The following is a 24404-nucleotide window of genomic DNA, read 5'->3' as shown; positions in this document are numbered from 1 at the left end:
CGCACCCCCGCGAACGGGGGTTTTGCCGGGTGCGCTCCGCGCCGCCGCGGCCGGCCCCGGCGGACCGGGACCAGCGGGCGCGGTAAGCGGGTAGGCTCGATCGATCGGCCGCGGGCCGAGGTAACGCGATCATGAACATTGACCATCCGGACAGCACAGGCCTTATCGAGGCCGCCCCGCCGCTGATAAGAGCTGTCCAGGCGCTGTGGACGCGGCGCCGGTGGTCCGGGAACCAGTTGGGGAGTGACAGGGGATGACGGCCGGCAGCAACGGCGCGGGCACGCCCGAGAACGACGACCCGTTCGCCTATCTCTACCGCTCGGAGGGCGGTGACGGGGGAGCGAACGGCGCGGCGGGCGACGGCGGTGCCGCTCAGTACGGCCGGCCCGCGCAGCCCGGGGTCCCCCGCACCTCGTACAACCAGGTGCACCGGGTCGGGGAACGCCAGTACGGCGGCCAGCAGGCCCCTCAGCGGCCCGGCTACGGGCCGGGCGCCGCGGGCGCCGCGCCGGCGGACCAGCCGACCGCCGCCTACGCGCCGAGTCCCAGCACCTCCTACGCCGCTCCGGAGACCCTGCCCGGCGGCCCCCCGCCCCGCCGCGCCGCCGCCGGCCACGGCAGCCGCGGCAGCCGCGGTGCCGGTGGCCGGGGCCCCAACAACCAGGGGCTGCTGATCGGCGCGATCGCCGTGGTCGCCGTGGTCGTCGTCGGCATCGTCATCGCGATGCTGACCAACGGCGACGGAGACGGCGAGGACAAGCAGGAGGCGGGCAGCTCGCAGTCGGCGCCCACGGGCGGCGGCGAGCAGGAGCAGCCGGCCGACGAGGGCAAGGACGAGGGCGGGGAGAAGACCAAGCCCTTCTCCTCCGAGAAGTTCGACGCGGTCGGGATGAAGACCGCCGGCGGTGCGACCGTCGCCAACGACGTGGAGGGCGCCAGGTCCAAGAGCGGGGCCTACATCGCGGGCATGAACCAGCCCGGTGCGACGGCCACGTGGCGGGTCGACGTGCCCAAGGCGGGCAAGTACACCTTCTTCATCGGCTACGGGGTGCCCGGCAAGGACACCAAGGCCACGCTCCTCGTCAACGGCAAGGACCGCGAGCAGGAGCTGAAGAACTGGGCGAACGCCAAGGCAGGCGAGTGGGACAAGGGGTGGACCACCACCTACTCCTTCGTGAACCTCACCAAGGGCACCAACACCCTCGATCTGACCTGCGGCGAGGGCCAAGGCTGCGAGTTCAACCTCGACTGGGTGCAGCTCAAGGAGGGCCACGTCAAGGACTGAGCCCCGCCGCCGGGGGTGTGCCCCGCCCGGGAGTCTCCCGTCCCGGCCCGGGACCTCCCGCCGTCCGGCCGTCCCCGAGCCCGGTCCGGGGTGGCCGGTGTGGTTGGTGCGGGGACGGGCCGGTTCGCAGCCGCCGGTGTGGGTGCGCGGGCGCGGGTGACCCCGGCTGTCAGAGCGGACGCTCGGTGGCCTCGATGTCCGCCAGGAGGCCCGTGTACGCGGTGCCGTCGAACTCCCCGGGGCCCGGGGCGGCCGCGGCCGCCGCCGAGAGGGCGACCGCGCGGGTCAGCCGCTCCGGCCAGGGCAGCCCCTCGGCGAGGGCGGAGAGCAGCCCGGCCACGGCCCCTTCGCAGGCGCGCGTGGGATCACCGCCCGCCGGGCGCGGCGGCGCGGCCCGCCATCCGCCGTCCGCCGTGGCGACGAGCACGCCCTCCCCGCCGAGCGAGGCGGCCACCGCGCGGGCGCCCCGGCGCCGGGCCTCGTGCGCGGCGCGTACGGGTTCGGCGAAGCCGGTGAGCCCGGTGAGCTCCCCGGCGGTCGTCGCGACGAGGTCGGGCCGTGCGGCGATGCCCCGGCGCAGCGGTTCGCCGTGGGTGCCGAGCAGCACGGGGACGCCGGCGGCCTGCGCGGCCCGCACCAGGGTGGCGTAGCTGCCGACCGGAAGGCCCGGGGGCAGGCTGCCGCAGAGGGCGACGGCGTCCGCGCCGGGGAGCAGTCCGGTGAAGGTCTTGTGGAAGGTGTCCCACTCGGCGCGGGTGACGACCGGGCCGGCCTCCGTGACACGGGTGATGTCACCGGTGCTGGTGTCCGCGACGCCGATCGTCCGTCGGGTGGCGCCGGAGACCGGGGTGAGCGCGTCCTCGATCCGGCCGCGGCCGGGAGCACCGGGCGTGCCGGGAGCACCGGGCGTGGCGGGCGTGCTGGACCGCTGCGGCGCGCCGTCCCGCGCACCGTGCCGCTCCGGTTCGTCCCGTGCCGCTCCGTGCCGTTCTCGCGCGTCCCGTGCCGCTCCGCTCTGCTCCGCGAGGAGCCGGCGCAGGACGCCCCCGGTGGGGCCGCCCGCGAAGCCGGTGACGACGGTTGAGTGGCCGAGGGCGGCGAGCAGCCGGGCCACGGTGACGCCCGTGCCGCCGGGGCGTTCCGTGGTCTCGGTGACCCGGTGCGCGGTGCCGGGGGTGAGACGGGGGACGCGGTAGGTGATGTCCAGGGCGGTGTTGAGTGTGACGGTGATGATCACCTGGTCCCCCTTCGCTGCTCCGGGTGCGGCGCGCGCCGCGGGATGGCGGGCCCGGCCGCCGAGTCGAGCCGGTCGCTCACTCGTGCGGGGGTGATCATGCCAAAACAGCGGCGGCCGGCCCAGTGCCCCGAGCCGCTCGCCGCAGCCTGGACGACGGCTGCCGGGACGTCAACGGGGCGCCGGATCAGCACACTTCGGGCTCAACCACCCATTCTCCGCGCCGCATGACGCCGGCCACCGCGAACTCCGCGTCGAGAACGACGAGATCGGCGTCCTTGCCCGCCTCCAGGGAGCCGACGCGGTCCGCCACGCCCAGCAGCCGGGCCGGGTTCTCGGACAGGGCCCGGACGACGTGCTCGACGGGAAGGCCACCGAGGGTGACGGCCCGCCGGAAGGCGGTGTCGAGGGTGAGCGTGGAGCCGGCGATGGCGCCGCCCTCCGCCAGCCGGGCCACGCCGTCCCGTACTTCGACCTCCAGGCCGCCGAGCTGGTAGCGGCCGTCGCCCTTGCCGGCCGCCGCCATGGCATCGGTGATGAAGGCCACGCGGCCGGCGCCCGCCCGCCGGAAGGCCAGGTCGACGACGGCCGGGTGGAGGTGAACGCCGTCGTTGACGAGTTCGACGGTGACCCGCTCGTCCTCCAGGAGCGCGGCGACGGGGCCGGGGGTGCGGTGGTGCAGGCCGGGCATGGCGTTGAAGAGATGGGTGGCCACGGTGGCGCCCGCGTCGACGGCCTCGGCCGTCGCCTCGTATCCGGCGTCGGTGTGGCCGACGGCCGCGATGACGCCCAGGTCGGCGAGGAGCCGTACCGAGTCGAGACCGCCGGGCAGTTCGGGTGCCAGGGTCATCATCCGGGCGGTGCCGCGGGCCGCGTCGATCAGCCGTTTCACCTCCCCCGGGTCGGGGTCGCGGAGCAGCGCCGGGTCGTGGGCGCCGCGGCGGCAGGGGGCGATGAACGGGCCCTCGAAGTGGATCCCCGCCAGCTCGCCCTGCTCGACCAGTTCGGAGAGGACGGCGGCCTGCCGGGCGAGGGTACCGAAGCGGTCCGTGACGGTGGAGGCGGCCATGGTGGTGGTGCCGTGCCGCCGGTGGGCGGCGGCCACGGCCAGTGCCTCCTCGGCGGTGCCCGTGGTGAAGGAGGCTCCGCCGCCGCCGTGGACGTGCATGTCGACGAAGCCCGGGACGATCCAGTAACCGGTGAGGTCCAGGGTGGCCGGGGTCAGGGCGGAACCGGCGGCGGGGCCCGTGATGGCGCCGGGGCCGGTGATGGCGCCGGGGAGGGGCGCCGCGGTGACGGGCTCCGCGATCACGGTGCCCTCGACGACCAGCCGTCCGTTCTCGACGACACCGGACGGCAGCACCATGCGCGCGCCGCCGAAGACATGTTGAGTGGCCATCAGTCGGTGACCTCCGCGGAGAGGGCGGCGCGGTCCGGCGGGCCCGCGCCCGGGCGGAGGGCGGCGTTCACCGGGGCCTCCGGGACGGTGCGGGGGAGGGGCCGGGGGCCGGGCCGGCCGCGGACGGGATGCGCGGCCCCGGTGCGGGGGGAACGGCTGCCGTCCCGGTGCCCGGCCGGAGTGGGGGCGATGACATGTCTCACGGGGACAGTCTCGCCCGGATGGGCCCGACAGGTCTAGTCCACTTACTCTCGTAGAGTAAAGGCGTTCGCATAGCGGACATGATCCTCTGATTCGGGGTGCTGTGCCCCGTTCCGTCCGCCGGCGCGGAAGCCGGGGCCGCCCCCGAGGGGCGGAGGCGGCCGGGGGGCACCGGATCGGCACGGCATGAAGACAGTGAGAAGAGACCGAGTAGACACCGGGAAGAGATCTGGCAGAACCGGCAGCTCACCGGCAGGGTGCGGGGAGAGCCGCGAACGGTGCGGGCGGGACGGGAGAGAAACCGTCAGAACCCGGGCGGCGCCGCCGAACCCGGGCGGACCGCCGGCACCGGACGTGAAACGGAGCGCGAAGCCGCAACGTCGCGGCCCGGCCCGGCCCGGCCGGGACCGGAAGCGGCCGGACGGGGGCCGGAAAGCGGCCGACGGCGGCCGGACGGCGGCCGGTGAGCGGCCCGGACAGCGGCGGCCGGGCCCGGAAATGGCGGCCGGGCGCCGAAACCCGGCGGGAACCGGGCGAACAGCCATGACGAAGAAGCACGACAGAAGGCGGTATCGGTAGTGCGACGGCGGTATTCGGGAATCCTCGCGGCGGCTGTCGCGACGGCCATGACCCTCACGCTCTCCGGATGCGGCGGCTCCGGCGACGAGGTCACCCTCCGCCTGGTCGCCGCCGACTACGGCGACAGCGAGGCCAACACCTCCCGGAAATACTGGGATCAGCTCGCGGCGGACTACGAGTCCAGCCACCCCGGCGTCTCGATCGACATCACCGTCCACAGCTGGGCGGACGTCGACAAGGAAGTCGCCGACATGGTGCGGCGCGGCGAGGAGCCGGACGTCGCGCAGATCGGCTCCTACGCCGGCTACGCCGACCGCCACAAGCTCTACCGCGCCGACGAAGTCCTCTCCATCCCCACCCAGGCCGACTTCCTCCCCAAGCTCGCGGAGGCCGGTGAGTACCGCCGGGTGCAGTACGGAATGCCCTTCGCCGCCAGCACCCGGCTGTTCTTCTACAACAAGACCCTCCTCGCCGAAGCCGGTGTCGAGGAGCCGCCGCAGAGCTGGGACGAACTGCGGGACGCCGCGCGGGCGCTGAAGGACGCCGGCGTGCGGATCCCGTACGCGCTTCCCCTCGGCCCGGAGGAGGCGCAGGCCGAGACGATGCTGTGGTCGATCAGCGGTGGCGGCACCTTCATCGACAGCGTCGGCTCGTACACGCTCGACTCCCAGGAGAACGTCCGGGCGTTCGAGTGGCTCCGCGACGAAATGGTCACCAAGGGGCTCACCGGCCCCGGCGACCCGTCGGCCCTCAACCGCCAGGACGCGTTCGACGCCTTCACCCGGGGGGAGGTCGGCATGCTCAACGGCCATCCGACACTGATGCGGCGGGCGGAGAAGGAGGGCGTGGACCTCGGGACGGCACCCCTCCCCGGCAGGACGGGACCGGCCGAGGCGACGATGGGCGTCAACGACTGGCTGATGGCCTTCAAGAAGAACGGCCACCGGAAGGAGATCGGCGACTTCCTCGACTACGTGTACAGCCAGCCGAACGTGCTCGAGTTCGCCGACCGGTACGACATGCTGCCGGTCACGCGCTCCGCCTCCGAGGCGATGCGCGCGGACGACAAGCACGAGCCGCTCCGGGAGTTCCTCGACCAGCTGCCCGGGGCCGTGCACTATCCGTCGCACAAGACGACGTGGGCCTACGTCAGCAGGACCATCAAGGAGCAGATCGGCTCGGCGGTGGAGCGCGACGGCGACCCGGCCGGGGTGCTCTCCCGGATCCAGCGCGACGCGTTCGCCACGGAGAACGCCTCCGGCTGAGAGGCTCCACCGCCGCGGTGGCCCCGGCCCGGGGCGCCCCGGCCCGGCGCGCCCCGGCCCGGCCGCCCGGCCCGGCCCGCCCGGCCCCGCCCGGCCCGTCCCGGCCCGTCCCGGCCCTGCCCCGGCCCTGCCCCGGCCTGGCGCTCCCCGGCCCGGCCCGGCCCGGCGGGGCCGGGCCGGACGTCGGCGGGGCCGGTTATGTTGGACGGCGTGAACGAGAGCGGAGACGACGGGGTGGTGCCGGAGGGCGGCGATGACCGGGAGGACCGGGGGCTGACCGACCGCGACCGGGCCGTCCTCTCCGTCGAACGCCGCTCCTGGCCGGGGCCCGGCGCGAAGGAACGGGCGATCCGGGAGCAGCTCGGGCTCTCCCCGGTCCGCTATTACCAGCTCCTCAACGCCCTGCTCGACGATCCCCGGGCGCTGGCCCACGACCCGGTCACGGTGAACCGCCTCCGCCGGCTTCGCGAGGCACGGCGCGCGCGCCGCTGAGGTCTCGGCGCCGGTGCCAAGGCCCTGCCGGTTCCCGTTGGAGTCGCGGTGCCGGGGAACGACGGGCCGCGCCCGTGCGAGCCGACACAGCCGCCGTCCTCCCGCAGGACCGGCCGCCGTCCTCTCGCGGGACCGGCCGCTGCCCGCCTGCTGGAGACGGGCATGGCCGGCCGCCCCGGGACCCGCCGCCCGCGCCCTGCGCCACCGCGCCACCGCGGCCCGCGCCAGCACGCCTCACGTCCCGCGCCAGCACGCCCCGCGGCCCGTGCCAGCACGCCTCGGGTCCCGTGCCACTGCGCCCCGCGGCCATCGGCTGGGCCCGCGTCCCCCGCCACTGCGCCCCGCGGCCCGTGCCACCGCGCCCCGCACCACCACGCCTCACGTCCCGCGCCAGCACGCCTCGGGCCCCGTGCCACTGCGCCCCGCGGCCATCGGCGGGGCCCGCGTCCCCCGCCGCCACGCCCCGCGTCCTCCGCCAGCACGCCTCGCGGCACTGCGTCCCGCGCCACCGCGCCCCCCTGCCCGCGGCCGGGGCCCGCGCCCCGTACGGGGCGCCCGCGGAGGGCCCGGCACGGCCGGAAAGGCGGGGCACCGGGGTGGCGCCGGCCCCGGTAGGCTCGGCCGCATGGGCAGCCATCCGCACCCCCTGCCGACCCCTGTCACCGACGCCGGGCGCGACGGCCTCGCCGCGCTGCTGGAACGGCCCGAACGGGCCGTCGTGGCGCTCGACTTCGACGGCACCCTCGCGCCGATCGTGTCCGATCCGGAACAGGCCCGTGCCCACCCCGGTGCCGTACCGGCGCTCGCCCGGCTCGCGCCCCGCGTCCGCTCGGTGGCCGTGATCACCGGCCGCCCCGCCGGTGTCGCGGTACGGCACGGCGGCTTCGGCGGGGTCCCCGGTCTGGAACACCTCGTGGTGCTCGGCCACTACGGCGCCGAGCGCTGGGATGCCGTCAGCGCCACCGTGACCGCCCCGGACCCGCACCCGGGCATCGCCGCCGTTCGAGCGGGACTGCCCGGGGTGCTCGAACACAGCGGGGCCCCGGACGGCACCTGGGTCGAGGACAAGGGCCGTGCCGTGGCGGTGCACACCCGCCGCGCCGCCGACCCCCAGGCCGCCTTCGAGCAGCTGCGCGAACCGCTCACGGCCCTGGCCGAGCGGCACGGGCTGATCGTCGAACCCGGCCGGATGGTGCTGGAGCTGCGTCCGCCCGGTGTCGACAAGGGCGTCGCGCTGTCCGCGTACGTACGGGAGAGCGGGGCCCGCGCGGTGCTGTACGCCGGGGACGACCTCGGGGATCTCGCGGCCTACGCGGCGGTGGACGAGCTGAGGTCGGACGGCGTGCCCGGGCTGCTGGTGTGCAGTGCGGCCGCCGCCGGTGAGGGCGCCGAGGAACTGGCGGAGCGGGCCGATGTGGTCGTCGACGGTCCGGAGGGGGTCGTGCACCTCCTCGACGCCCTGGCCGCCGCGCTGGCCGGGCAGCAGGGCTGACGCCGTCCCGGCCGGCGGGTGACCGGTGGACCCCGGGCGGCAGGTGCCCAGTGGCCCGGGCAGCGGGCCGGGCGCCCCTGCTCCGCCTGCCGGGCGGGTGGACGGTAACGGGCGGGTGGGAGGGCACGCACCCGCGCGCAGCGCGGGACAACGGCGCCGCGGATGCCGGACAACCGCCACCCGGGCCGCGCGGAACCCCGCGCACCCCGCGCACCCCGCGCACCCCGCGCTACAGCGCGTTGAGCTGGTCCAGGAACCACCGCTGCGGCGGGAGCGACGACGCCGCGGCGGCCAGCCGCTTGGTGCGTTCGGCGCGCTCCGCCGTGCTCATGCCCAGCGCGGTGTCCAGTGCCCGCGCCGTCCCCGACACGTCGTACGGGTTGACCGTCACCGCGTCCTCGCCGAGCTCCTCGTACGCCCCCGCCTCCCGCGAGAGCACCAGCGCGCAGCCCTTGTCCGAGACGAGCGGGATCTCCTTGGCGACGAGGTTCATGCCGTCCCGGATCGGGTTGACCAGCGCCACGTCCGCGAGCCGGTACGCGGCCAGGGAGCGGGCGAAGTCGTCCTCGACGTGGAGGATCACCGGCCGCCAGCCGTCCGTGCCGAAGGTGTCGTTGATCTCCTCGGCGACCCGGGCGACCTCGGCCGTGTAGTCGCGGTAGACGGCGAGATCCTGCCGGGACGGATAGGCGAACGCGACGTGCACCACGCGCCCGCGCCACTCGGGGTGCTCCGCCAGCAGCTCGCGGTAGGCGAGCAGGCCGCGGACGATGTTCTTCGACAGCTCCGTCCGGTCGACGCGGACGATCACTTTCCGGCCGGGGCCGATCTGCTCCCGCAGGGCCGCCAGCCGCTCGTCGACGTCCGGCCGGCGCGAGCGTTCGCGCAGGAAGTCGGCGTCCGCGCCGAGGCCGTGCACCCCGATCCGGGTGGCGGGCGGTTCGCCGAGGAGGTCGGCGCAGCAGGCGGTGAAGGCGTCGGCCCAGCGGCGGGTGAGGAAGGCGGCGCGGTCGGCGCCGAGGATGCCGCGCAGCAACTGCCGCGCGATGTCGTCGGGCAGCAGCCGGAAGTACTCCGGCGGGGCCCAGGGGGTGTGCGAGAAGTGGCCGATCCGCAGATCGGGCCGGCGTTCGCGGAGCATTCCGGGCACGAGGCAGAGGTGGTAGTCCTGCACGAGGACGGCGGCGCCCTCGGCGGCCTCCTCGGCCAGGGCGTCGGCGAAGGCCGCGTTGTACGCCTCGTAGGCGGCCCACTGACGGCGGAACCCGGCGTCGAACACCGGTTCAAGGGGCGTCTGGTACAGCATGTGGTGCACGAACCACAGCACCGAGTTGGCCACGCCGTTGTACGCGGTGGCGAAGACGTCCGGGGCGATGTCCAGCATCCGTACCGTCTGGCCGCCGGTGTCGGCCGGGTCGAGATGCCCGCCGGTGCGGCGGACGGCCTCGCGGTCGCCGTCCCCCAGGGCCGCGCAGACCCAGACGGCGTCGCCCTCGACCGCCGAGAGCCCGGACACGAGTCCGCCGCCGCCGCGTTTGGCGACGAGGTCCCGGGCACCCACCGCCCCCGACCCGCCGTCACCGCCGTGACCTGGCGGTTCCTGCTCGGTGAGGGTGTACGAAACGGGGCCGCGGTTGGACGCGACGAGTATGCGGGCTGCCTGCTCAGCGACCATGACGCGAGCCTAGCCCGCCACTGATCCGCTCAAACGTGCGTTTCCGCACCCCGGCCGGGTCCGGCCGGAAGCCGCCCCTCCCACCCGCTCCTGCCGCACCCGCACCCCGGCCGAGCGCCGCGGGGCCGGCCGCACCGGGGCCGGGGGGACCGGCGGCACGGGCACGGGCCGCACCGGAGCGGGCGGGCGGTACGGGCACGGGGACCGGTACGGGGCGCACCGGTACCGGCACGGGCGGTACCGGCACGGGCGGTACGGGCACGGGCGGTACGGGCACGGGCACCGGAACCGGCGCCACCGGGGCCCGCCGCACCCGGGCCGCCACCACCGGGCCGGGGCCGCCCACGCCCGCACCCGCACCCACGGCCACGGCCACGGCCGCACCCACGGCCACGCCCGCACCCACGCCCGCACCCACGCCCGCGCCCGGGGCCGGCCGTACCGGCGCGGGTCCGGGGCCCTCCGGGCCCCGCGGCGCTCGGCCCGGTTCCCCGGCGGCCCGGGTTCCGGCGGCGGGTGTGCCGTGCCGCCCGCCCCGCGCACGGTTCCGCGGGGGCCTCACGCCGCCCTCCTCCGCCGCCGGGCCGTGTACTCGGGGATGGAGCACATGGGAGGCCGCTCCTCCGTCGTCACCTCGTGCACGGTGGGGCTGAAGAGCCGGTCCGCGCCGCGGTCGAACTGGGTCAGCACGGGGCGCACGAGATGGCCGCGCTCCAGCCGCCGCTGCGCGGTGCTGTAGATCGTGGCGGCCATCCGCCCGAGCGCCTGGCCGTCCTGGTTGCGGTGGTGCCGTTCGCCCACGTCGACCTGGGCGAGCGCCTGGAGCCCGGCCAGCTCCAGCGTGTCGACGAGCATGCCCAGCTCGACGCCGTAGCCGACCGGGAACGGGAGCCGTTCCAGCAGTGCCCTGCGGGCCGCGTACTCGCCGCCGAGGGGCTGGACGAAGCCGGCGAGCTGCGGCCAGTGCAGATTGAGCAGCGGGCGCGCCACCAGCTCCGTGACCCGGCCGCCGCGCTCGCCGCCGCCGCTCATCGGCCGGTCGTACATGGCCTTGACCAGGTGCAGGCCGGGATCGGTCAGCAGCGGCCCGACGATGCCGGAGACGAACCGGGAGCGGAACTCCCGCAGGTCCGCGTCGATGAAGCAGACGATCTCCCCCTCGGTCACCAGCAGTGACCGCCACAGCACCTCTCCCTTGCCGGCCGCGACCGGTATCCGGGGCAGGACGGAGTCGCGGTGCACGACCCGGGCCCCGGCCTCCGCGGCGACCCGGGAGGTCGCGTCCGTCGACCCGGAGTCCATGACGACGAGCTCGTCGACGAGTGGGGTCTCCCCGGACATCAGTTCGCCGCGTATCGTCTCGACGATTGCCCCGACCGTGGCCGCCTCGTTGAGGGCGGGGAGAACGACGCTGACCGTCCCGGAGGCTCCGGCCGCCTGTTTCGCGGCGCGGAGCGTGTCGAGCGGACGTTCGGAGGCGGACCAGGAGTGCCGGTCCAGCCAGAGCTCCACCTCTTCCAGCACGTGATCGTCTCCCTGCGTGATCGGGGATGCCACCGCCCCGCGGTGCCGCATCTCGCGGTTCGGACGCCTTCCTCCACAGTCCGAGCCTTCGGTTACAGTCTTGAACAACACGCGTGACCACCGCATCTCGGGGGTGGTCGGCGCCCACAAACGCCCGGGTTCCGCCCGGTGCCATACCGCTCATCCAGAGGGGCAGAGGGAACGGCCCGTTGAAGCCCCGGCAACCCTCCCGCCGGTCTCGGTCTCCGACGCACAGCGTCCGGAGCGAGGCTCCCGGTGGGGAAGGTGCCAATTCCGGCTCGCGGCGAGGTACGTCGTGAGGAAGATGAGGAGAAAGGGCCTCGCCTGCATGGCTGTGCACACCGTTGGAACAACGGACACCACCGAGAACGCGGACTCCGCCACCGGGAATCCCGGACATCCCCAGCGGTCCGAGGGGGTCGACCTGGGCCCCGCCGCCGCCCTCTCCTGCCGCGAGTGCGGCCACCGCACCCCGCTCGGCCCCGTCTTCGCCTGCGCCGAGTGTTTCGGCCCGCTGGAGGTCGCGTACGAGCTGCCCACCGGTGACCCGGAGGGGCTGCGCAAGCGGATCGAGGCCGGCCCCGGCAGCATCTGGCGCTACGCCCCGCTTCTGCCCGTGCCGGCGGACGTCGCGGACAAGCCCAACCTCAACCCCGGCTTCACCAAGCTGATCAAGGCCGACCGGCTCGCCCGCGAGCTGGGCGTCACCGGCGGGCTGCACGTCAAGGACGACTCCGGCAACCCCACGCACTCCTTCAAGGACCGGGTGGTGGCCATCGCCGTCGAGGCCGCGCGCGCCTTCGGCTTCACCACCCTCTCCTGCTCCTCCACCGGCAACCTCGCCGGCGCGGTGGGCGCCGCGGCGGCCCGCTCCGGCTTCCGCTCCTGCGTCTTCATCCCGCACGACCTGGAGGCCGGCAAGGTCGTCATGGCCGCGGTCTACGGCGGTGACCTCGTCGGCATCGAGGGCACCTACGACGACGTGAACCGCTTCTGCTCGGAGCTGATCGGGGACCCGGCCGGCGAGGGCTGGGGCTTCGTCAACGTCAACCTCCGCCCGTACTACGGCGAGGGTTCCAAGACCCTGGCCTACGAGATCTGCGAGCAGCTCGGCTGGCGGCTGCCGGACAACCTCGTCGTTCCGATTGCCTCCGGCTCCCAGCTCACGAAGATCGACAAGGGGCTGAAGGAGCTGATCGCCCTCGGCCTGGTCGAGGAGAAGCCGTACAAGATCTTCGGCGCCCAGGCCGAGGGCTGCTCCCCGGTGTCCCGCGCCTTCAAGGACGGGCACGACGTGGTCCGCCCCGTGAAGCCGGACACCATCGCCAAGTCCCTGGCGATCGGGAACCCGGCCGACGGCCCGTACGTCCTGGACATCGCCCGCCGCACGGGCGGCGCCGTCGAGGATGTGAACGACGAGCAGATCGTCGACGCCATCAAGCTGCTGGCCCGCACCGAGGGCGTCTTCGCGGAGACCGCGGGCGGTGTCACCGTCGGCGTGCTGAAGAAGCTCATCGAGACCGGTCAGCTCGACCCGGCCGGTGAGACCGTCGTGCTCAACACCGGTGACGGCCTCAAGACCCTGGACGCGGTGGCCCCCACCACCGGCCCGTCCGCCACCATCCGTCCCACCCTGGCATCGTTCCGAGAGGCAGGTCTCGCATGAGCGTCACCGTCCGAATCCCGACCATCCTGCGGACCTACACCGGCGGTAAGGCCGAGGTGGAGGCGGAGGGCGCGACGCTCGCCGAGGTGCTCGCCGACCTGGAGAAGAACCACCAGGGCATCGGCGCCCGCGTGCTGGACGACACCGGCAAGTTGCGCCGCTTCGTCAACGTCTACGTCAACGACGACGACGTCCGCTTCGCCGAGGGCCTGGAGACGGCCACGCCGGACGGCGCGGGCATCTCCATCATCCCGGCGGTCGCCGGCGGCTGAGGGGCCGGCCGCCCGGGGATCCGGAAGCGGATCACCCGGTGGGACCCACCCTGTGTCATCGCGATTACCCCCTCCGTCAAAGAAACGGAGGGGGTAATTCCGTGTCGCTGAGCGCGGTAGAGTTGGTCCGATTCCCTTCCGGCGCCTGCCGACTGCATACGAGAACGCGACAACCTGTGTCCGAAGGACGGGGGCGATTTGTCGCGTTGGCCCGCCATGTCCGGCCCGAGATGCCCCGGATGATCCGCTAATTTCCGAAACCTCCTTTCCGGTAGCGGCTGAATTCTCGTCCGATTGACCTGTTGCAGAGGGCAGTTGGGCAGATACATTCGGCCGCGGTCGACGCGTTCCGGCGCACACGTCCCGGTGGTCCCCCCATGCCGACGGCCAAGGGATCGCCGGGTCGTGAGGTCTGACCCGGGTCCGCGGAGTGCGGTCCTGCGCAAGGGCCAGTAATAGGGGAGTTAGGAATGGCTCAGGGCACCGTCAAGTGGTTCAACGCGGAGAAGGGATACGGCTTCATCGCGGTCGACGGTGGTGCGGACGTCTTCGTGCACTACAGCGCGATCCAGATGGACGGCTACCGCACCCTCGAAGAAGGCCAGCGGGTGGAGTTCGAGATCTCGCAGGGCCAGAAGGGGCCGCAGGCGGACATGGTCCGCGTCGCCGGCTGAGCGCCGACCGGCCGAAACCTCGCGAAGGGCCCGCGCCCCCGTCACCGGGGGGCGCGGGCCCTTCGCCGTGCCCGCGCCGCCTCCGTCCCCCTCCGTCCCCCTCCGTCCCCCTCCGTCCCCCTCCGCCCCGCCCCGGCCGCGGGGAGCCGTACGCGCCCCGCGGCTCCGGTGGGCGCTAGCACTCGAAGGGGGAGAGTGCTAATCATTGGCGTTAGCACTCTCCCCCGGAGAGTGACAGAAGGACCGGGTCGGTGAGGCCCGCGGGCCAAGCGGGGCAAGGAACCGCGAGGCCGGCAGGCCGTCCGTCGCGGGCGCCAGCGCGGTCCGGAGAAATCCTCCCCCAGCCGCAGGCCGGGGGGACCCCGAAGTCCTGGGAGGACCACTTCACATGGCCAAGACCATCGCGTTCGACGAGGAGGCGCGGCGCGGCCTCGAGCGCGGAATGAACCAGCTCGCCGACGCCGTCAAGGTCACTCTCGGCCCCAAGGGCCGGAACGTCGTCCTCGAGAAGAAGTGGGGCGCGCCCACGATCACCAACGACGGTGTCTCCATCGCCAAGGAGATCGAGCTCGAGGACCCGTACGAGAAGATCGGCGCCGAGCTGGTCAAGGAGGTCGCGAAGAAGACGGACGACGTCGCCGGTGACGGCACGACGACCGCGACCGTCCTGGCCCAGGCGCTGGTCCGCGAGGGCCTCCGCAACGTCGCCGCCGGCGCCAACCCGATGGCCCTGAAGCGCGGCATCGAGAAGGCCGTCGAGGCCGTCTCCGCCGCCCTGCTGGAGCAGGCGAAGGACGTCGAGACCAAGGAGCAGATCGCCTCCACGGCCTCCATCTCCGCCGGCGACCCCCAGATCGGTGAGCTCATCGCCGAGGCCATGGACAAGGTCGGCAAGGAAGGCGTCATCACCGTCGAGGAGTCGCAGACCTTCGGGCTGGAGCTGGAGCTCACCGAGGGCATGCGCTTCGACAAGGGCTACATCTCCGCCTACTTCGCCACCGACATGGAGCGGATGGAGGCGTCGCTCGACGACCCGTACATCCTGATCGTCAACTCCAAGATCAGCGCGGTGAAGGACCTCCTCCCGCTGCTGGAGAAGGTCATGCAGTCGGGCAAGCCGCTGCTGATCATCGCCGAGGACGTGGAGGGCGAGGCCCTCTCCACCCTGGTCGTCAACAAGATCCGCGGCACCTTCAAGTCCGTCGCGGTCAAGGCGCCCGGCTTCGGTGACCGCCGCAAGGCCATGCTCGGCGACATCGCCATCCTCACCGGTGGCACCGTCATCTCCGAGGAGGTCGGCCTCAAGCTGGAGAGCGCCGGTCTGGAGCTGCTGGGCCGCGCCCGCAAGGTCGTCATCACCAAGGACGAGACCACGATCGTCGACGGCTCCGGCGACAGCGAGCAGGTCCAGGGCCGCGTCAACCAGATCCGCGCCGAGATCGAGAACTCCGACTCGGACTACGACCGCGAGAAGCTCCAGGAGCGGCTGGCGAAGCTGGCCGGCGGCGTGGCCGTCATCAAGGCCGGTGCCGCCACCGAGGTCGAGCTGAAGGAGCGCAAGCACCGCATCGAGGACGCGGTGCGGAACGCCAAGGCCGCCGTCGAGGAGGGCATCGTCGCCGGTGGTGGCGTGGCCCTGCTGCAGACCGTCTCCGTCTTCGACAAGCTGGACCTGGACGGCGACGAGGCCACCGGTGCGCAGGCCGTCAAGCTGGCGCTGGAGGCCCCGCTCAAGCAGATCGCGGTCAACGCCGGTCTCGAGGGCGGCGTCGTGGTCGAGAAGGTGCGGAACCTCACCCCGGGTCACGGCCTGAACGCCGCGACCGGCGAGTACACCGACCTGGTGGCCGAGGGCGTCATCGACCCGGCGAAGGTCACGCGCTCCGCGCTGCAGAACGCCGCGTCGATCGCCGCGCTGTTCCTCACCACCGAGGCCGTCATCGCCGACAAGCCGGAGAAGGCCGCCGCGGCCGCTCCGGGCGGTATGCCCGGCGGTGACATGGACTTCTGATCGGCCCCGGCCGGTCACGTCGATCCTCCGGTACGGAGGGCGGCACTCCTCGCGGGGTGCCGCCCTTTCGGCGTTTCCGGGCCCCGCGGAGTCTCCGGGCCCCGCGGAGCTTCCGGGCCACCGCGGGGCCTCCGGCGTTGCCGCCGTCTCCGGGCTCCGGGGCGGGGCCGGTTCAGAGGCGGGCGGCCGCCTCCAGGGCGGTGCGGAGATGCCCGCCCGCATCCGCCAGGAGACGTGCCGCCGTGGGGGCGTCCACGCCGCCGAGCAGCATCAGGACGGCGTTCTTCACCTCACCGTCCGCGGCGGCCAGCGCGGCCTCGATCTCCTCCTCGCCGGCGCCCGTGGCGAGCGCCACGATCCGCCGTGAGCGGGCGCGCAGCTTCTCGTTCGAGGCCCGGACGTCGACCATCAGATTTCCGTAGGTCTTGCCCAGCCGGATCATGGTGATCGTCGACAGCATGTTGAGGACCAGCTTCTGCGCGGTGCCGGCCTTGAGCCGGGTCGAACCCGTCAGCAGCTCCGGCCCGGTGACCACCTCGATGCCGTGCTCGGCGGCGGCCGCGAGGGCCGAGCCCGGGTTGCAGGACAGCCCGACGGTCAGCGCCCCCCGGGAGCGGGCGTGCCGCACGGCGCCGACGGCGTACGGGGTGCGGCCCGAGGCGGAGACGCCGACCACCGTGTCCTCCGGGGTCAGGGCGAGGGCGTCGAGGTCCGCGGCCGCCCGCCCGGCGTCGTCCTCGGCACCCTCGGCGGAGTGCACCAGGGCGGACGGGCCGCCCGCGATCAGCCCGACGACCCGGCCGGGCGCGGTGTTGAACGTCGGCGGGCACTCACTGGCGTCCAGGACACCGAGGCGCCCGGCCGTGCCCGCGCCCGCGTAGACCAGCCGGCCGCCGCGGGCCATCCGCGCGGCGATGGCGTCGACCACCGCGGCGATCCGCGGGAGCTGTGCGGCCACGGCGGCGGGGACACCGGCGTCCTCGCGGTTCATGAGCTCGGCGATCTCGCGGGTGGACAGCCGGTCGATCTCGGCCAGTTCACCGCGGAACGCCTCGGTGGCCAGCGTGTCGAGCTGGGCGCGGAGGTCTTCGGGGGGCCGGGAGGCGCCGGACGCACCGGGCGGGCCGGGCGGGGAGGTGGGGGGCATGGCTGCCACTCTCTCGGGGGGCGGACGATGCGGTGGTGCGGCCGCCGGGTGCGGCTGGAGTCGCGGCCGGTGAGCGAGACGGCGCGGCGGGCGGGACGGACGCTGCGGGCGGGACGGACGGGACGGGCGGGACGGACGGGACGGGCGGGACGGGCGGGACGCAGGGCGGCGGGGCCGGGCCCGCCGCCGGTCAGCCGCGGGGGCGGTGGCGGTGGGCCAGGGCCTCGTACGAGGCGGCCAGAGCGGGCGCGGCGGTGTCGTGGGTCCGCTGCGCCACGCCTATGAACAGGCAGTCCACGACCAGCAGTTGGCTGGTGCGGCTGGACATCGCCGCCGGGCGCAGCTCGCTCTCCCGGGCCGGGGAGGTCGTCAGCACATGGTCGGCGTACTGGGTGATCTCCCCGTCCGGGCGGCCGGTGACGGCGACGGTCGTCGCGCCGCGGTCGAAGGCGGTGCGGAGCGGTTCGATGACGTCGACCGTGCGGCCGGAGTGGCTGATGGCCACGGCGGCGTCCCCGGCGCGCAGTTGCACCGCGCCCGTCATGGCGAGGTGCGGATCGGCGTGCGCGTGGGCCGGCAGCCCGATCCGGAGCAGCTTCTGCGCCAGGTCCTGTGCGACGAGGTTGGAGGCCCCGATGCCGTAGACGTCGATCCGGCGGGCGCCGGCCAGGGCGGTGACGGCCGCGCCGAGCTGTGTGACGTCGAGCCCGGCCGCGGTGTCGGCGAGGCACTGCTGCTCCTCGCGGGCCAGTTTGGCGACGACGTCAGGCAGCGGGTCGTCCACGGCGATGTCGGCCGTGACGGCCGGGGCGGCACCGGACTCCTGCTGGGCGGCGAGGCCGGCGAGGGCCAGGCGCAGGTCCCGGTAGCCGGGGTAGCCGAGGGAGCGGGCCGTGCGGACGACCGTGGCCTCGCTGGTGCCGGTGCGCTCGGCGAGGCCGGTGACGGTGAGCGCGGCGCAGCCGGCCGGGTCCCCGGCGACGGCCTCGGCGACCCGCTGCATGGAGCGGGTCATCGTCGGGCCGAGCATCCTGACCTTCGCGGCGAGCGCGGCCGGAGCGGGCGGCACGGGCGCCGGGCGGGGCCCGGGGACGGGCCCGCCGGGCCCGCCGGGCCCGCCGGACGCGGCGGACGCGGCGGACGCCGGAGTGGTGAAAGTTTCCTTCACGCGACTGCTCACTCCTGAAAGGTATTTTCAGCGCTTCGGTGCCGTCAACCCCCGGCCCGGGGCGCGCGGGGGCACCTCCGGCGCGGGATCCCGCCGTGGCGGTGCGCGAACCGCCGGAGGCGGGACAATGGAGTCCATGGACCTCGAACACGCACTGCACGCCGCGCGGGCCCTGGTGATCGCCGACCTGGCGGCCGGCGAGGTCGCCGACGCGGACGTCGTCTCCCTCGTCGAGGACTCGGTGACACACCGGCGCTGGTGGGTGGAGCAGTGGCCGGAGGGCGCCGGTTTCGTCATCGGCCTGGTCGCCCAGGACGTCCAGGACGCGCTGCTGGAGCGGTACGGGCGGTGGCCGCTCTGCCCCGTCTGCACGCAGAGCGGAGACCCGCACGCCCTCGACATCGAGCCGGAGCTCGGCACGGACCCGCACTGGGTCTGCCCCAAGACGGCGGTCTCGGTCGCGGCGGTCGGCAAGCTCGGCTCGGTGCTGGGGAGATGAGGCCGGGCCGGACGGCGGAGCGGGCGGAGGCCCCGCCGCGGGCAGCAGGACGGTACGGAGAGCGGGGCGTGACGGTACGGAGAGCGGGGCGCGGGGCGGTGACGGCGGGAGGACCGGAGGGGCGGCCGGCGGAACGGCCGGCGGAACGGCCGCCGGCGCGGGGCACCGCCGGGCGCGCGGCATGACCGTCTACATCGACCCGCCGATCTGGCCGGGGCACGGGCGGATGTGGTCGCACCTGGTCAGTGACGTGTCCTACGAGGAACTCCATGCCTTCGCCGAGCGCCTGGGCGCGCCGCGGCGGGCCTTCGACCGTGACCACTACGACGTGCCGAGCGAGCGCTACCCGGCCGCGGTGGCGCTCGGGGCCGTGGAGGTCGGCTCGAAGGAACTGGTGCGGCGGCTCACGGCCGCCGGGCTGCGCCGCCCCAAGGGGCGGCCCGCCGAGGCGACGCCCCGGGCACACGGAACCTCTCCCCGGCGGTGAGCCACGGCGGCCGGTCGGGGCGGTGAGCCGCCGGAGAAGAAGACAGTGAGCCGCAGACAGCCGCAGACAGCCGCAGACAGTGGCCGCAGACAGCCGCAGACAGTGAGCCGGCAGGAGGTGAGCCGAGCCCCGACAGACGGCGAACACGCACGAGGCGAGCCGCGGACAGCGTGCCGCGGCAGCAAGCCGCAGACAGTGAGCCGGCGGGAGGTGAGCCGCAGGCCGTGAGCGGTGGCACGCCGCGGCGGCGCGGGCCCGCCCGGCGGGTGCCGCGCCGCGTTCAGCGGGCCCGGCTCACCTCGCCCGTGGCCCGGCTGGATCCGGCGACGACCGCGCTCGGCCCGCGGCGCCGCGTACGGGCGGCGAGGACGATCGCCGGGATCGCCAGCAGCGTCAGCCCGGCCCCCGCCCACGCCGTCGACGTGTAGCCGAAGCCCGCGTCGATGACCGTCCCGCCGAGCCAGGGGCCGCCCGTGTTGCCGAGGTTGAAGGCAGCCGTGACGGTGGCACCGGCCAGGGTCGGCGCCGCTCCCGCCACCTCGAACATCCGGGCGTTCAGAGCGGGCGCCGTGTAGAAGGCCGAGACGCCCAGCAGGAACGAGAGGGCCACCGCCGCGAACGGCACGCTCGCGGCGAGTCCCAGGGCGGTCAGCAGCACCAGCGAGGCCCCCGCGCCGCTGAGCAGCACCCCGAACAGATGGGCGTCCGCGAACCGGCCGCCCAGCGCCGTACCCAGCAGGGCGCCGAAGCCGAACAGCATGAGCACCGTGGGCACCCAGCCGGCGTCCAGCCCGGCGACGTCCGTCAGCAGCGGCGCCAGATAGCTGAAGAAGCAGAAGACGCCGCCGCCCACGAGCGCGGTGGTGACGACCGCCAGCCAGACCTGCCCGTCGCGGTAGACGCGCAGTTCCCTGCCGAGCCTCGGCAGTTCGCGGGGGCGCGGGATGCGGGGGATCAGCGCGATCACGCCGGCCAGGGCGACCGCGGAGGCCGCGCCGACCGCCCAGAACGCCGAGCGCCAGCCGAAGTGCTCGCCCAGGAACGCCCCGGCCGGTACACCGAGGACGTTGGCGATGCTCAGCCCGCCGAGCATGACGGCCATGGCACGGGCCCGCGCGGTCACCGGGACGGTCGCCACGGCCACCGCCGCGCCCACGGCCCAGAAGCCCGCGCATGCCAGGGCACTGACGACCCGGGACACGAACAGCCATGCGTAGGAGGGCGCCAGGGCGCCCGCGACCTGTCCGAGTCCGAAGACGGAGATCAGGGCGATGAGCGTGGCCCGGCGGGGGAGCCGGAGCGTCGCCATGGCGAGCAGTGGCGCGCCGACGACCATGCCGACGGCGAACGCCGAGATCAGCAGCCCGGCCCTCGGAATGCTGACGTCCATGTCCTCCGCGATCGGCGGCAGCAGCCCCGTGAGCATGAACTCGGATGTCCCCAGGGCGAAGACCGAGAGTCCCAGGACGTACACGGCGAGGGGCATGCGGGAGCGATCGGCTGGCATGACTCGGACCAACAGCGCCGGCGGTCGTGCCATTCCCGGAACGCGGGTGTCGCAGGTCTCCCCGGGGGCTGTCCCACCCCGTGAGCGGCTCCCCACTCGGGTCCGTTCCCTCCGCTCCGTACGGGGTGCCCCGCCCCGGTCCATCGCCCCGGTCCATCGCCCCCGTCCACCGGCCCGTCCACCGGCTGCCCACCGGCCCTGCCCACCGGCCCCCGGCCTTCGGCCACGACCCGTGGAGGCGGTGAGAGGCCCGCGCCCCGGGACCCGACCGTCAACCCCGTGAGCACGAACGCGGACGTCCCCGGCGCCGGGACCGGCGGACCCGGGACGTACACGCCGAGGAGACGTGCGCGCATGACGGCCGATCAGCCGGCGCGCGGAGGAACGGGACGACACCACCGGTGTCGGCGCGGGTCCCGGGACGGGCACGGCCGGCCCGCCGGAGGACCCGGCCGTGCCCCGCCCGCCCGTCACCCCGTGAGCAGGCCCAGCTCGGTGGCCATGTTGTGCCGGGCGGTCCGCTCCCACCGGTCGCCGGCGGGGGTGCGGAACAAGCGCGGCAGCGCGAGCAGGGACCGCAGCACCTCGGCGCGCCCCTCACGGAACTCCTCGTCCGGCACGAATCCGTACTCCTCGCGGACGGCCGCCGCGTAGGCCGCGTACTGCTCGGGCGGGCCCGCGAGGACGGCCAGGTCCGCGTCGCACAGCACCTCGCCGTTGGTGTCGCCGGGCGCCGGGTCGTGGGTGACGGTGAGGCGGACGAGCCGGGCCGTCTCCGCCGTCCGGGCCGCGGAGACTCCGGCCTCGGGCAGGGCGAGTTCGGCGAGCCGGGCGCTGCGCTCCTCGTTCTCCGAGCGGTCCGGGCGGTAGACGGCGTCGTGGAACCAGGCGGCCAGCCGCACCGCGTCCGGGTCCGCGCAGTGGCCGGCCAGCTCGTCGATCCGGTCCAGGACGGCCGCCAGATGGCCGGTGGTGTGGTGGCGCCGCTGCGGCTCGGCCCAGCGGGCGAGCAGGTTCTCGCCGTACGGACGCGGGTCCGGATGCGGGCCGGCGCCCTCCTGGCAGCGGCGCAGCAGTCCGGTCCAGCGGTCGAGAAGGGGGACGGGCATGGGCCCATTGTGCGATACGCCGACCGGCGCCGCCGGGCGTACGGCGAGCCCGGCCGCGACCCGCGGTGCGGACCGCGCACACGCCGGCGCGGGGACCGGCCCGGCCTGCCCCGGCCTGCCCCGCCCCGCCCCGACCCGACCCGAGCCGGCAGCCCGGCGATCATCCCAGTTCGGGCGGCAGGTCCTCGGTGTGAACGACCGTCAGGCCCGAGACCGCGCGGGTGAGAGCGACGTACAGCCGGCGCAGCCCGGTGCGCCGGTCGGGCTCGGCGGCGACGACCGCGGCCGGCTCGTCCAGCACCACGTAGTCGTACTCCAGGCCTTTGGCGAGCGAGGCCGGGACCAGGGTGAGCCGGGCCTCCGCCGTCGTCTCCTCGCCCGGGGACAGGTGCGGCAGCCCGGCCGCCGCCAGGGCCCCGGCCAGCGCCGGGACGCGCGCGTCGGCCGCGATCAGGCCCACGGACCCCTCGTGCTCCAGTGCCCGGCGGCACGCCTCCGCGACGGCCGCGCCGAGGCCCGGCCGGGGTCCCCCGGGGCCGTGCCCGTCCCCGGCTCCGGCCCCGTGCCCGGCTCCGGCCCCGTGCCCGGCCCCGTGCCCGTCCCCGGCCCCGTCCCCGGCCCCGGCCCCGTCCCCGGCTCCGTCCCCGGCTCCGTCCCCGCTTGCGGCCCCGGCCGCGGCCACCCGGCGGATCTCCAGGGCGCCCGCCGCCTCCCGCACGGAGGTGGCCTCCTTCAGGCCCGGCGCGATGGCGGGCAGCAGCCGGGAGGCGTACGCGATGACGTCGCGCGGCACCCGGAAGCCCTCCGTCAGCTCCTCGATCCGCCCCTCCGGCTTGCCGAGGTGGAACAGCGCCTCGGACCAGGCGGCGGTGGACCACGGGGTGGTGCCCTGGGCGAGGTCGCCGAGGACGGTCGCGGAGCCCGTGGCACAGCGGCGGCCCACCGCCCGGTACTGCATGGGGGAGAGGTCCTGCGCCTCGTCCAGGACGACATGGCCGAGGGACGGGGTGCGTTCGACGAGGTCCCGCACCTCGTCGATCAGCACGGCGTCGGCCGCCGACCACGCCGCCGACCGCACGCTCCGTGGCGGCTTCGGCCGGAGCAGCAGCGCCTGCTCGGCGGCGGTCAGCACACCGCCGGCCTGCTCGGCGAGGAACGCCGCGTCGGAGAGCAGCCGCAGGACCAGCTTCGCCGGATCGACCGGCGGCCAGATCACCTTGACCGCCGCCTTCACGGCCCGGTCGCGGGCCACCGCGTTCTGCGTCCGGTCGTCCGGGGCCTCACCGGCCGCCTCCATCCGCACCAGCACGGCGTGCGCGATGCGCTGCGGCAGGGCCTCGCGGGCGGCGCCGTAGCGGATCCCCCGGTCCAGCAACTCGTCGACGATATGCCGCAGTTCGTCGGCGGGGACCCGCCAGTGCCGGGAGCCGCGGACGACGACCAGGCCCTCCTCGGGCGGGCGCACCCCGGAGCGGACGGCGCGGCGCAGGACCTCCGCCATCCGCGCGTCGCCCTTGAGCCGGGCCGCCTCGGGGGTGTCCGTGCCGCTGACGGGGACGTGCGCCACCAGGTCGCCGACGGTGGCCTGCGCCACCTCCAGCTCGCCGAGAGCGGGCAGCACCTGCTCGATGTAGTGGAGGAAGGAGCGGTTGGGGCCGATGACGAGCGTGCCCGCGCGGGAGAGCCGCTCCCGGTGGGCGTAGAGGAGATACGCGACCCGGTGCAGGCCGACGGCCGTCTTGCCGGTGCCCGGCGCGCCCTGCACGCACAGGGTGCCGCCCAGGTCGGCGCGGACGATCTCGTCCTGCTCGGGCTGGATCGTGGCCACGATGTCGCGCATCGGGCCGACGCGGGGCCGCTCGATCTCGGCCTGGAGCAGCCGGCCGGATGTCTCGGCGGCGGCGGGGTCGGAGAGCCGCTCGTCCTCGTAGGCGGTCAGCTCGCCGCCGGTGTAACCGAAGCGGCGGCGGAGCGCGACGTTCATCGGCTCCTTCCGGGAGGCCCGGTAGAAGGGCTGGGACACGGGGGCGCGCCAGTCGATGACCATGGGGTCGCCGTGGGCGTCGTGCACGTGACGGCGGCCGATGTAGTAGCGCGCGGCGCCGTCCTCGGTTGTCCCGGTGGGCGGCTCCGCGGCCGCGTCGGGCCCCGCCGTGCCGTGCGCCGCCGTCTCCGCCGCCTCCGTTCCGGGCTCGTGCAGACAGTCGAGCCGGCCGAAGAAGAGCGGGGTGCCGGCGTGGTCGGCGAGGGCCTTGATCCGGTCGTCGATCTGGGACCGGAGGACGGCGGCGTTGACCCAGTTCGCGGTGACGTCGGTGATGTCGAGCGCCTCGGCGTCCGCGCGCATGGCGCGCAGGGCGGCCCGGGAGGCGGCGAGGTGGGCCCGCTCGCGGTGGAGCGGATCGGCGGGGTCCGCGGAGGGCGCGGCGCCCGCCGGTTCCGCCGCCGGGCCGGCCTTGCCGCGCGTCCCGGATACCCCGGGGCCGGCGCTGCCCGGGGTATCCGCGGGTTCCGCGAGGTCCGCGGAGGCGGGGGCGGGCGGAGTGGGGGAACCTCCGGGATCCCCCGTGCCGCTGGGGTCGACGAGATCGGCCGATGACGGGTGCGCGGGCACGGTGAAGCCTCCGGTGGGACGGGACGGGACGGGACGTGACGGACAGCGCGCTGCGACGTGGTGACACGGCGCTGCGGGTGACG

The 24404-nt window shown here is 75.0% G+C and carries 20 protein-coding genes and 1 riboswitch; of the genes, 10 read left to right on the top strand and 10 right to left on the bottom strand.

Annotated features, from left to right (window positions below):
* Positions 1-253: 253 nt before the first annotated feature.
* Complete coding sequence (locus KBZ10_RS19430; RefSeq protein WP_210988925.1) at positions 254-1285, top strand: carbohydrate-binding protein; 1032 nt, start codon at positions 254-256, stop codon at positions 1283-1285.
* A gap of 169 nt (positions 1286-1454) precedes the next feature.
* Here KBZ10_RS19430 and KBZ10_RS19425 read toward each other — a convergent pair whose 3' ends face one another.
* The 3 genes from KBZ10_RS19425 to KBZ10_RS19410 all read right to left on the bottom strand — a co-directional run bounded on the left by KBZ10_RS19425 (position 1455) and on the right by KBZ10_RS19410 (position 4121).
* Positions 1455-2522 (bottom strand): PfkB family carbohydrate kinase, encoded by a 1068-nt coding sequence (locus KBZ10_RS19425; RefSeq protein ID WP_307847511.1) that lies wholly within the window; start codon positions 2520-2522, stop codon positions 1455-1457.
* 184 nt (positions 2523-2706) lie between these two features.
* Positions 2707-3918 (bottom strand): N-acetylglucosamine-6-phosphate deacetylase, encoded by a 1212-nt coding sequence (nagA, locus tag KBZ10_RS19415; protein ID WP_210988924.1) that lies wholly within the window; start codon positions 3916-3918, stop codon positions 2707-2709.
* Positions 3918-4121: a hypothetical protein gene (locus KBZ10_RS19410; protein WP_210988923.1), complete on the bottom strand. Its 204-nt coding sequence runs from the start codon at positions 4119-4121 to the stop codon at positions 3918-3920. The genes nagA and KBZ10_RS19410 overlap by 1 nt, the downstream gene beginning before the upstream one ends.
* A 624-nt stretch (positions 4122-4745) precedes the next feature.
* On the opposite strand from KBZ10_RS19410, the gene KBZ10_RS19405 reads away from it, so the two are divergent.
* The 3 genes from KBZ10_RS19405 (at position 4746) to otsB (ending at position 7947) form a co-directional block, all read left to right on the top strand.
* Positions 4746-5963: an extracellular solute-binding protein gene (locus tag KBZ10_RS19405; protein ID WP_247702637.1), complete on the top strand. Its 1218-nt coding sequence runs from the start codon at positions 4746-4748 to the stop codon at positions 5961-5963.
* Positions 5964-6173: 210 nt separating this feature from the next.
* Positions 6174-6455, top strand: coding sequence for a DUF3263 domain-containing protein (locus KBZ10_RS19400; protein ID WP_210988921.1), 282 nt, complete (start codon positions 6174-6176; stop codon positions 6453-6455).
* A gap of 625 nt (positions 6456-7080) precedes the next feature.
* Positions 7081-7947, top strand: coding sequence for a trehalose-phosphatase (gene otsB / locus KBZ10_RS19395; protein WP_210988920.1), 867 nt, complete (start codon positions 7081-7083; stop codon positions 7945-7947).
* 229 nt (positions 7948-8176) lie between these two features.
* Here the strand turns inward: otsB and KBZ10_RS19390 are convergent, their stop codons facing one another.
* Entirely contained in the window at positions 8177-9622 is a 1446-nt protein-coding gene (locus KBZ10_RS19390; protein WP_210988919.1) for a trehalose-6-phosphate synthase, read from the bottom strand.
* Positions 9623-10180: 558 nt separating this feature from the next.
* The gene (locus tag KBZ10_RS19385) at positions 10181-11146 is read right to left on the bottom strand and encodes a glucosyl-3-phosphoglycerate synthase (RefSeq protein ID WP_210988918.1); all 966 of its coding nucleotides are present in this window, start codon (positions 11144-11146) and stop codon (positions 10181-10183) included.
* Between the two features lie 177 nt (positions 11147-11323).
* Positions 11324-11478: riboswitch (SAM riboswitch) on the top strand.
* A gap of 17 nt (positions 11479-11495) precedes the next feature.
* Between KBZ10_RS19385 and thrC the strand changes: the two genes are divergently transcribed.
* The 4 genes from thrC (at position 11496) to groL (ending at position 15790) form a co-directional block, all read left to right on the top strand.
* Positions 11496-12833, top strand: a complete 1338-nt coding sequence (gene thrC / locus KBZ10_RS19380; protein WP_247702635.1) for a threonine synthase — start codon at positions 11496-11498, stop codon at positions 12831-12833.
* Entirely contained in the window at positions 12830-13105 is a 276-nt protein-coding gene (locus tag KBZ10_RS19375; RefSeq protein ID WP_030546151.1) for a MoaD/ThiS family protein, read from the top strand. The genes thrC and KBZ10_RS19375 overlap by 4 nt, the downstream gene beginning before the upstream one ends.
* 470 nt (positions 13106-13575) lie before the next feature.
* Positions 13576-13779: a cold-shock protein gene (locus KBZ10_RS19370; RefSeq protein ID WP_003986833.1), complete on the top strand. Its 204-nt coding sequence runs from the start codon at positions 13576-13578 to the stop codon at positions 13777-13779.
* Between the two features lie 388 nt (positions 13780-14167).
* On the top strand, positions 14168-15790 hold the full coding sequence (groL, locus tag KBZ10_RS19365; RefSeq protein ID WP_210988916.1) for a chaperonin GroEL: 1623 nt from the start codon (positions 14168-14170) through the stop codon (positions 15788-15790).
* Between the two features lie 172 nt (positions 15791-15962).
* Here the strand turns inward: groL and murQ are convergent, their stop codons facing one another.
* Both murQ and KBZ10_RS19355 read right to left on the bottom strand, forming a co-directional pair.
* A complete protein-coding gene (murQ, locus tag KBZ10_RS19360; RefSeq protein WP_210988915.1) occupies positions 15963-16937 on the bottom strand; it encodes an N-acetylmuramic acid 6-phosphate etherase in 975 nt (324 codons plus the stop codon).
* A gap of 190 nt (positions 16938-17127) precedes the next feature.
* The gene (locus KBZ10_RS19355) at positions 17128-18117 is read right to left on the bottom strand and encodes a MurR/RpiR family transcriptional regulator (RefSeq protein ID WP_374223373.1); all 990 of its coding nucleotides are present in this window, start codon (positions 18115-18117) and stop codon (positions 17128-17130) included.
* A gap of 115 nt (positions 18118-18232) precedes the next feature.
* Between KBZ10_RS19355 and KBZ10_RS19350 the strand changes: the two genes are divergently transcribed.
* Both KBZ10_RS19350 and KBZ10_RS19345 read left to right on the top strand, forming a co-directional pair.
* On the top strand, positions 18233-18604 hold the full coding sequence (locus tag KBZ10_RS19350) for a hypothetical protein (protein ID WP_210988914.1): 372 nt from the start codon (positions 18233-18235) through the stop codon (positions 18602-18604).
* Positions 18605-18785: 181 nt separating this feature from the next.
* A complete protein-coding gene (locus KBZ10_RS19345; RefSeq protein ID WP_210988913.1) occupies positions 18786-19091 on the top strand; it encodes a DUF4031 domain-containing protein in 306 nt (101 codons plus the stop codon).
* Positions 19092-19371: 280 nt separating this feature from the next.
* On the opposite strand, the gene KBZ10_RS19340 is transcribed toward KBZ10_RS19345, so the two are convergent.
* From KBZ10_RS19340 to KBZ10_RS19330, 3 genes are all read right to left on the bottom strand, one after another.
* The gene (locus tag KBZ10_RS19340) at positions 19372-20577 is read right to left on the bottom strand and encodes a Cmx/CmrA family chloramphenicol efflux MFS transporter (protein ID WP_210988912.1); all 1206 of its coding nucleotides are present in this window, start codon (positions 20575-20577) and stop codon (positions 19372-19374) included.
* Between the two features lie 491 nt (positions 20578-21068).
* A complete protein-coding gene (locus KBZ10_RS19335; RefSeq protein WP_210988911.1) occupies positions 21069-21707 on the bottom strand; it encodes a hypothetical protein in 639 nt (212 codons plus the stop codon).
* 160 nt (positions 21708-21867) lie between these two features.
* Positions 21868-24321: an ATP-binding domain-containing protein gene (locus KBZ10_RS19330; RefSeq protein WP_210988910.1), complete on the bottom strand. Its 2454-nt coding sequence runs from the start codon at positions 24319-24321 to the stop codon at positions 21868-21870.
* Positions 24322-24404: the final 83 nt, after the last annotated feature.

It is taken from the genome of Streptomyces sp. F63, from assembly GCF_018070345.1.
Lineage (GTDB): Bacteria > Actinomycetota > Actinomycetes > Streptomycetales > Streptomycetaceae > Streptomyces.
The sequence above is the reverse complement of the archived record's forward strand: the minus strand, read 5'-3'. Positions and strand labels throughout refer to the sequence as shown.

What these genes read in the sequence shown, in the direction of transcription:
- groL (WP_210988916.1), top strand. Translation starts at nt 14,168, where the DNA reads ATGGCCAAGACCATCGCGTTCGACGAGGAGGCGCGGCGCGGCCTCGAG.
- thrC (WP_247702635.1), top strand. Translation starts at nt 11,496, where the DNA reads ATGGCTGTGCACACCGTTGGAACAACGGACACCACCGAGAACGCGGAC.
- KBZ10_RS19370 (WP_003986833.1), top strand. Translation starts at nt 13,576, where the DNA reads ATGGCTCAGGGCACCGTCAAGTGGTTCAACGCGGAGAAGGGATACGGC.
- KBZ10_RS19375 (WP_030546151.1), top strand. Translation starts at nt 12,830, where the DNA reads ATGAGCGTCACCGTCCGAATCCCGACCATCCTGCGGACCTACACCGGC.
- KBZ10_RS19430 (WP_210988925.1), top strand. Translation starts at nt 254, where the DNA reads ATGACGGCCGGCAGCAACGGCGCGGGCACGCCCGAGAACGACGACCCG.
- KBZ10_RS19390 (WP_210988919.1), bottom strand. Translation starts at nt 9,622, where the DNA reads ATGGTCGCTGAGCAGGCAGCCCGCATACTCGTCGCGTCCAACCGCGGC.
- KBZ10_RS19405 (WP_247702637.1), top strand. Translation starts at nt 4,746, where the DNA reads ATGACCCTCACGCTCTCCGGATGCGGCGGCTCCGGCGACGAGGTCACC.
- otsB (WP_210988920.1), top strand. Translation starts at nt 7,081, where the DNA reads ATGGGCAGCCATCCGCACCCCCTGCCGACCCCTGTCACCGACGCCGGG.
- KBZ10_RS19350 (WP_210988914.1), top strand. Translation starts at nt 18,233, where the DNA reads ATGGAGTCCATGGACCTCGAACACGCACTGCACGCCGCGCGGGCCCTG.
- nagA (WP_210988924.1), bottom strand. Translation starts at nt 3,918, where the DNA reads ATGGCCACTCAACATGTCTTCGGCGGCGCGCGCATGGTGCTGCCGTCC.
- KBZ10_RS19340 (WP_210988912.1), bottom strand. Translation starts at nt 20,577, where the DNA reads ATGCCCCTCGCCGTGTACGTCCTGGGACTCTCGGTCTTCGCCCTGGGG.
- KBZ10_RS19345 (WP_210988913.1), top strand. Translation starts at nt 18,786, where the DNA reads ATGACCGTCTACATCGACCCGCCGATCTGGCCGGGGCACGGGCGGATG.
- murQ (WP_210988915.1), bottom strand. Translation starts at nt 16,937, where the DNA reads ATGCCCCCCACCTCCCCGCCCGGCCCGCCCGGTGCGTCCGGCGCCTCC.
- KBZ10_RS19335 (WP_210988911.1), bottom strand. Translation starts at nt 21,707, where the DNA reads ATGCCCGTCCCCCTTCTCGACCGCTGGACCGGACTGCTGCGCCGCTGC.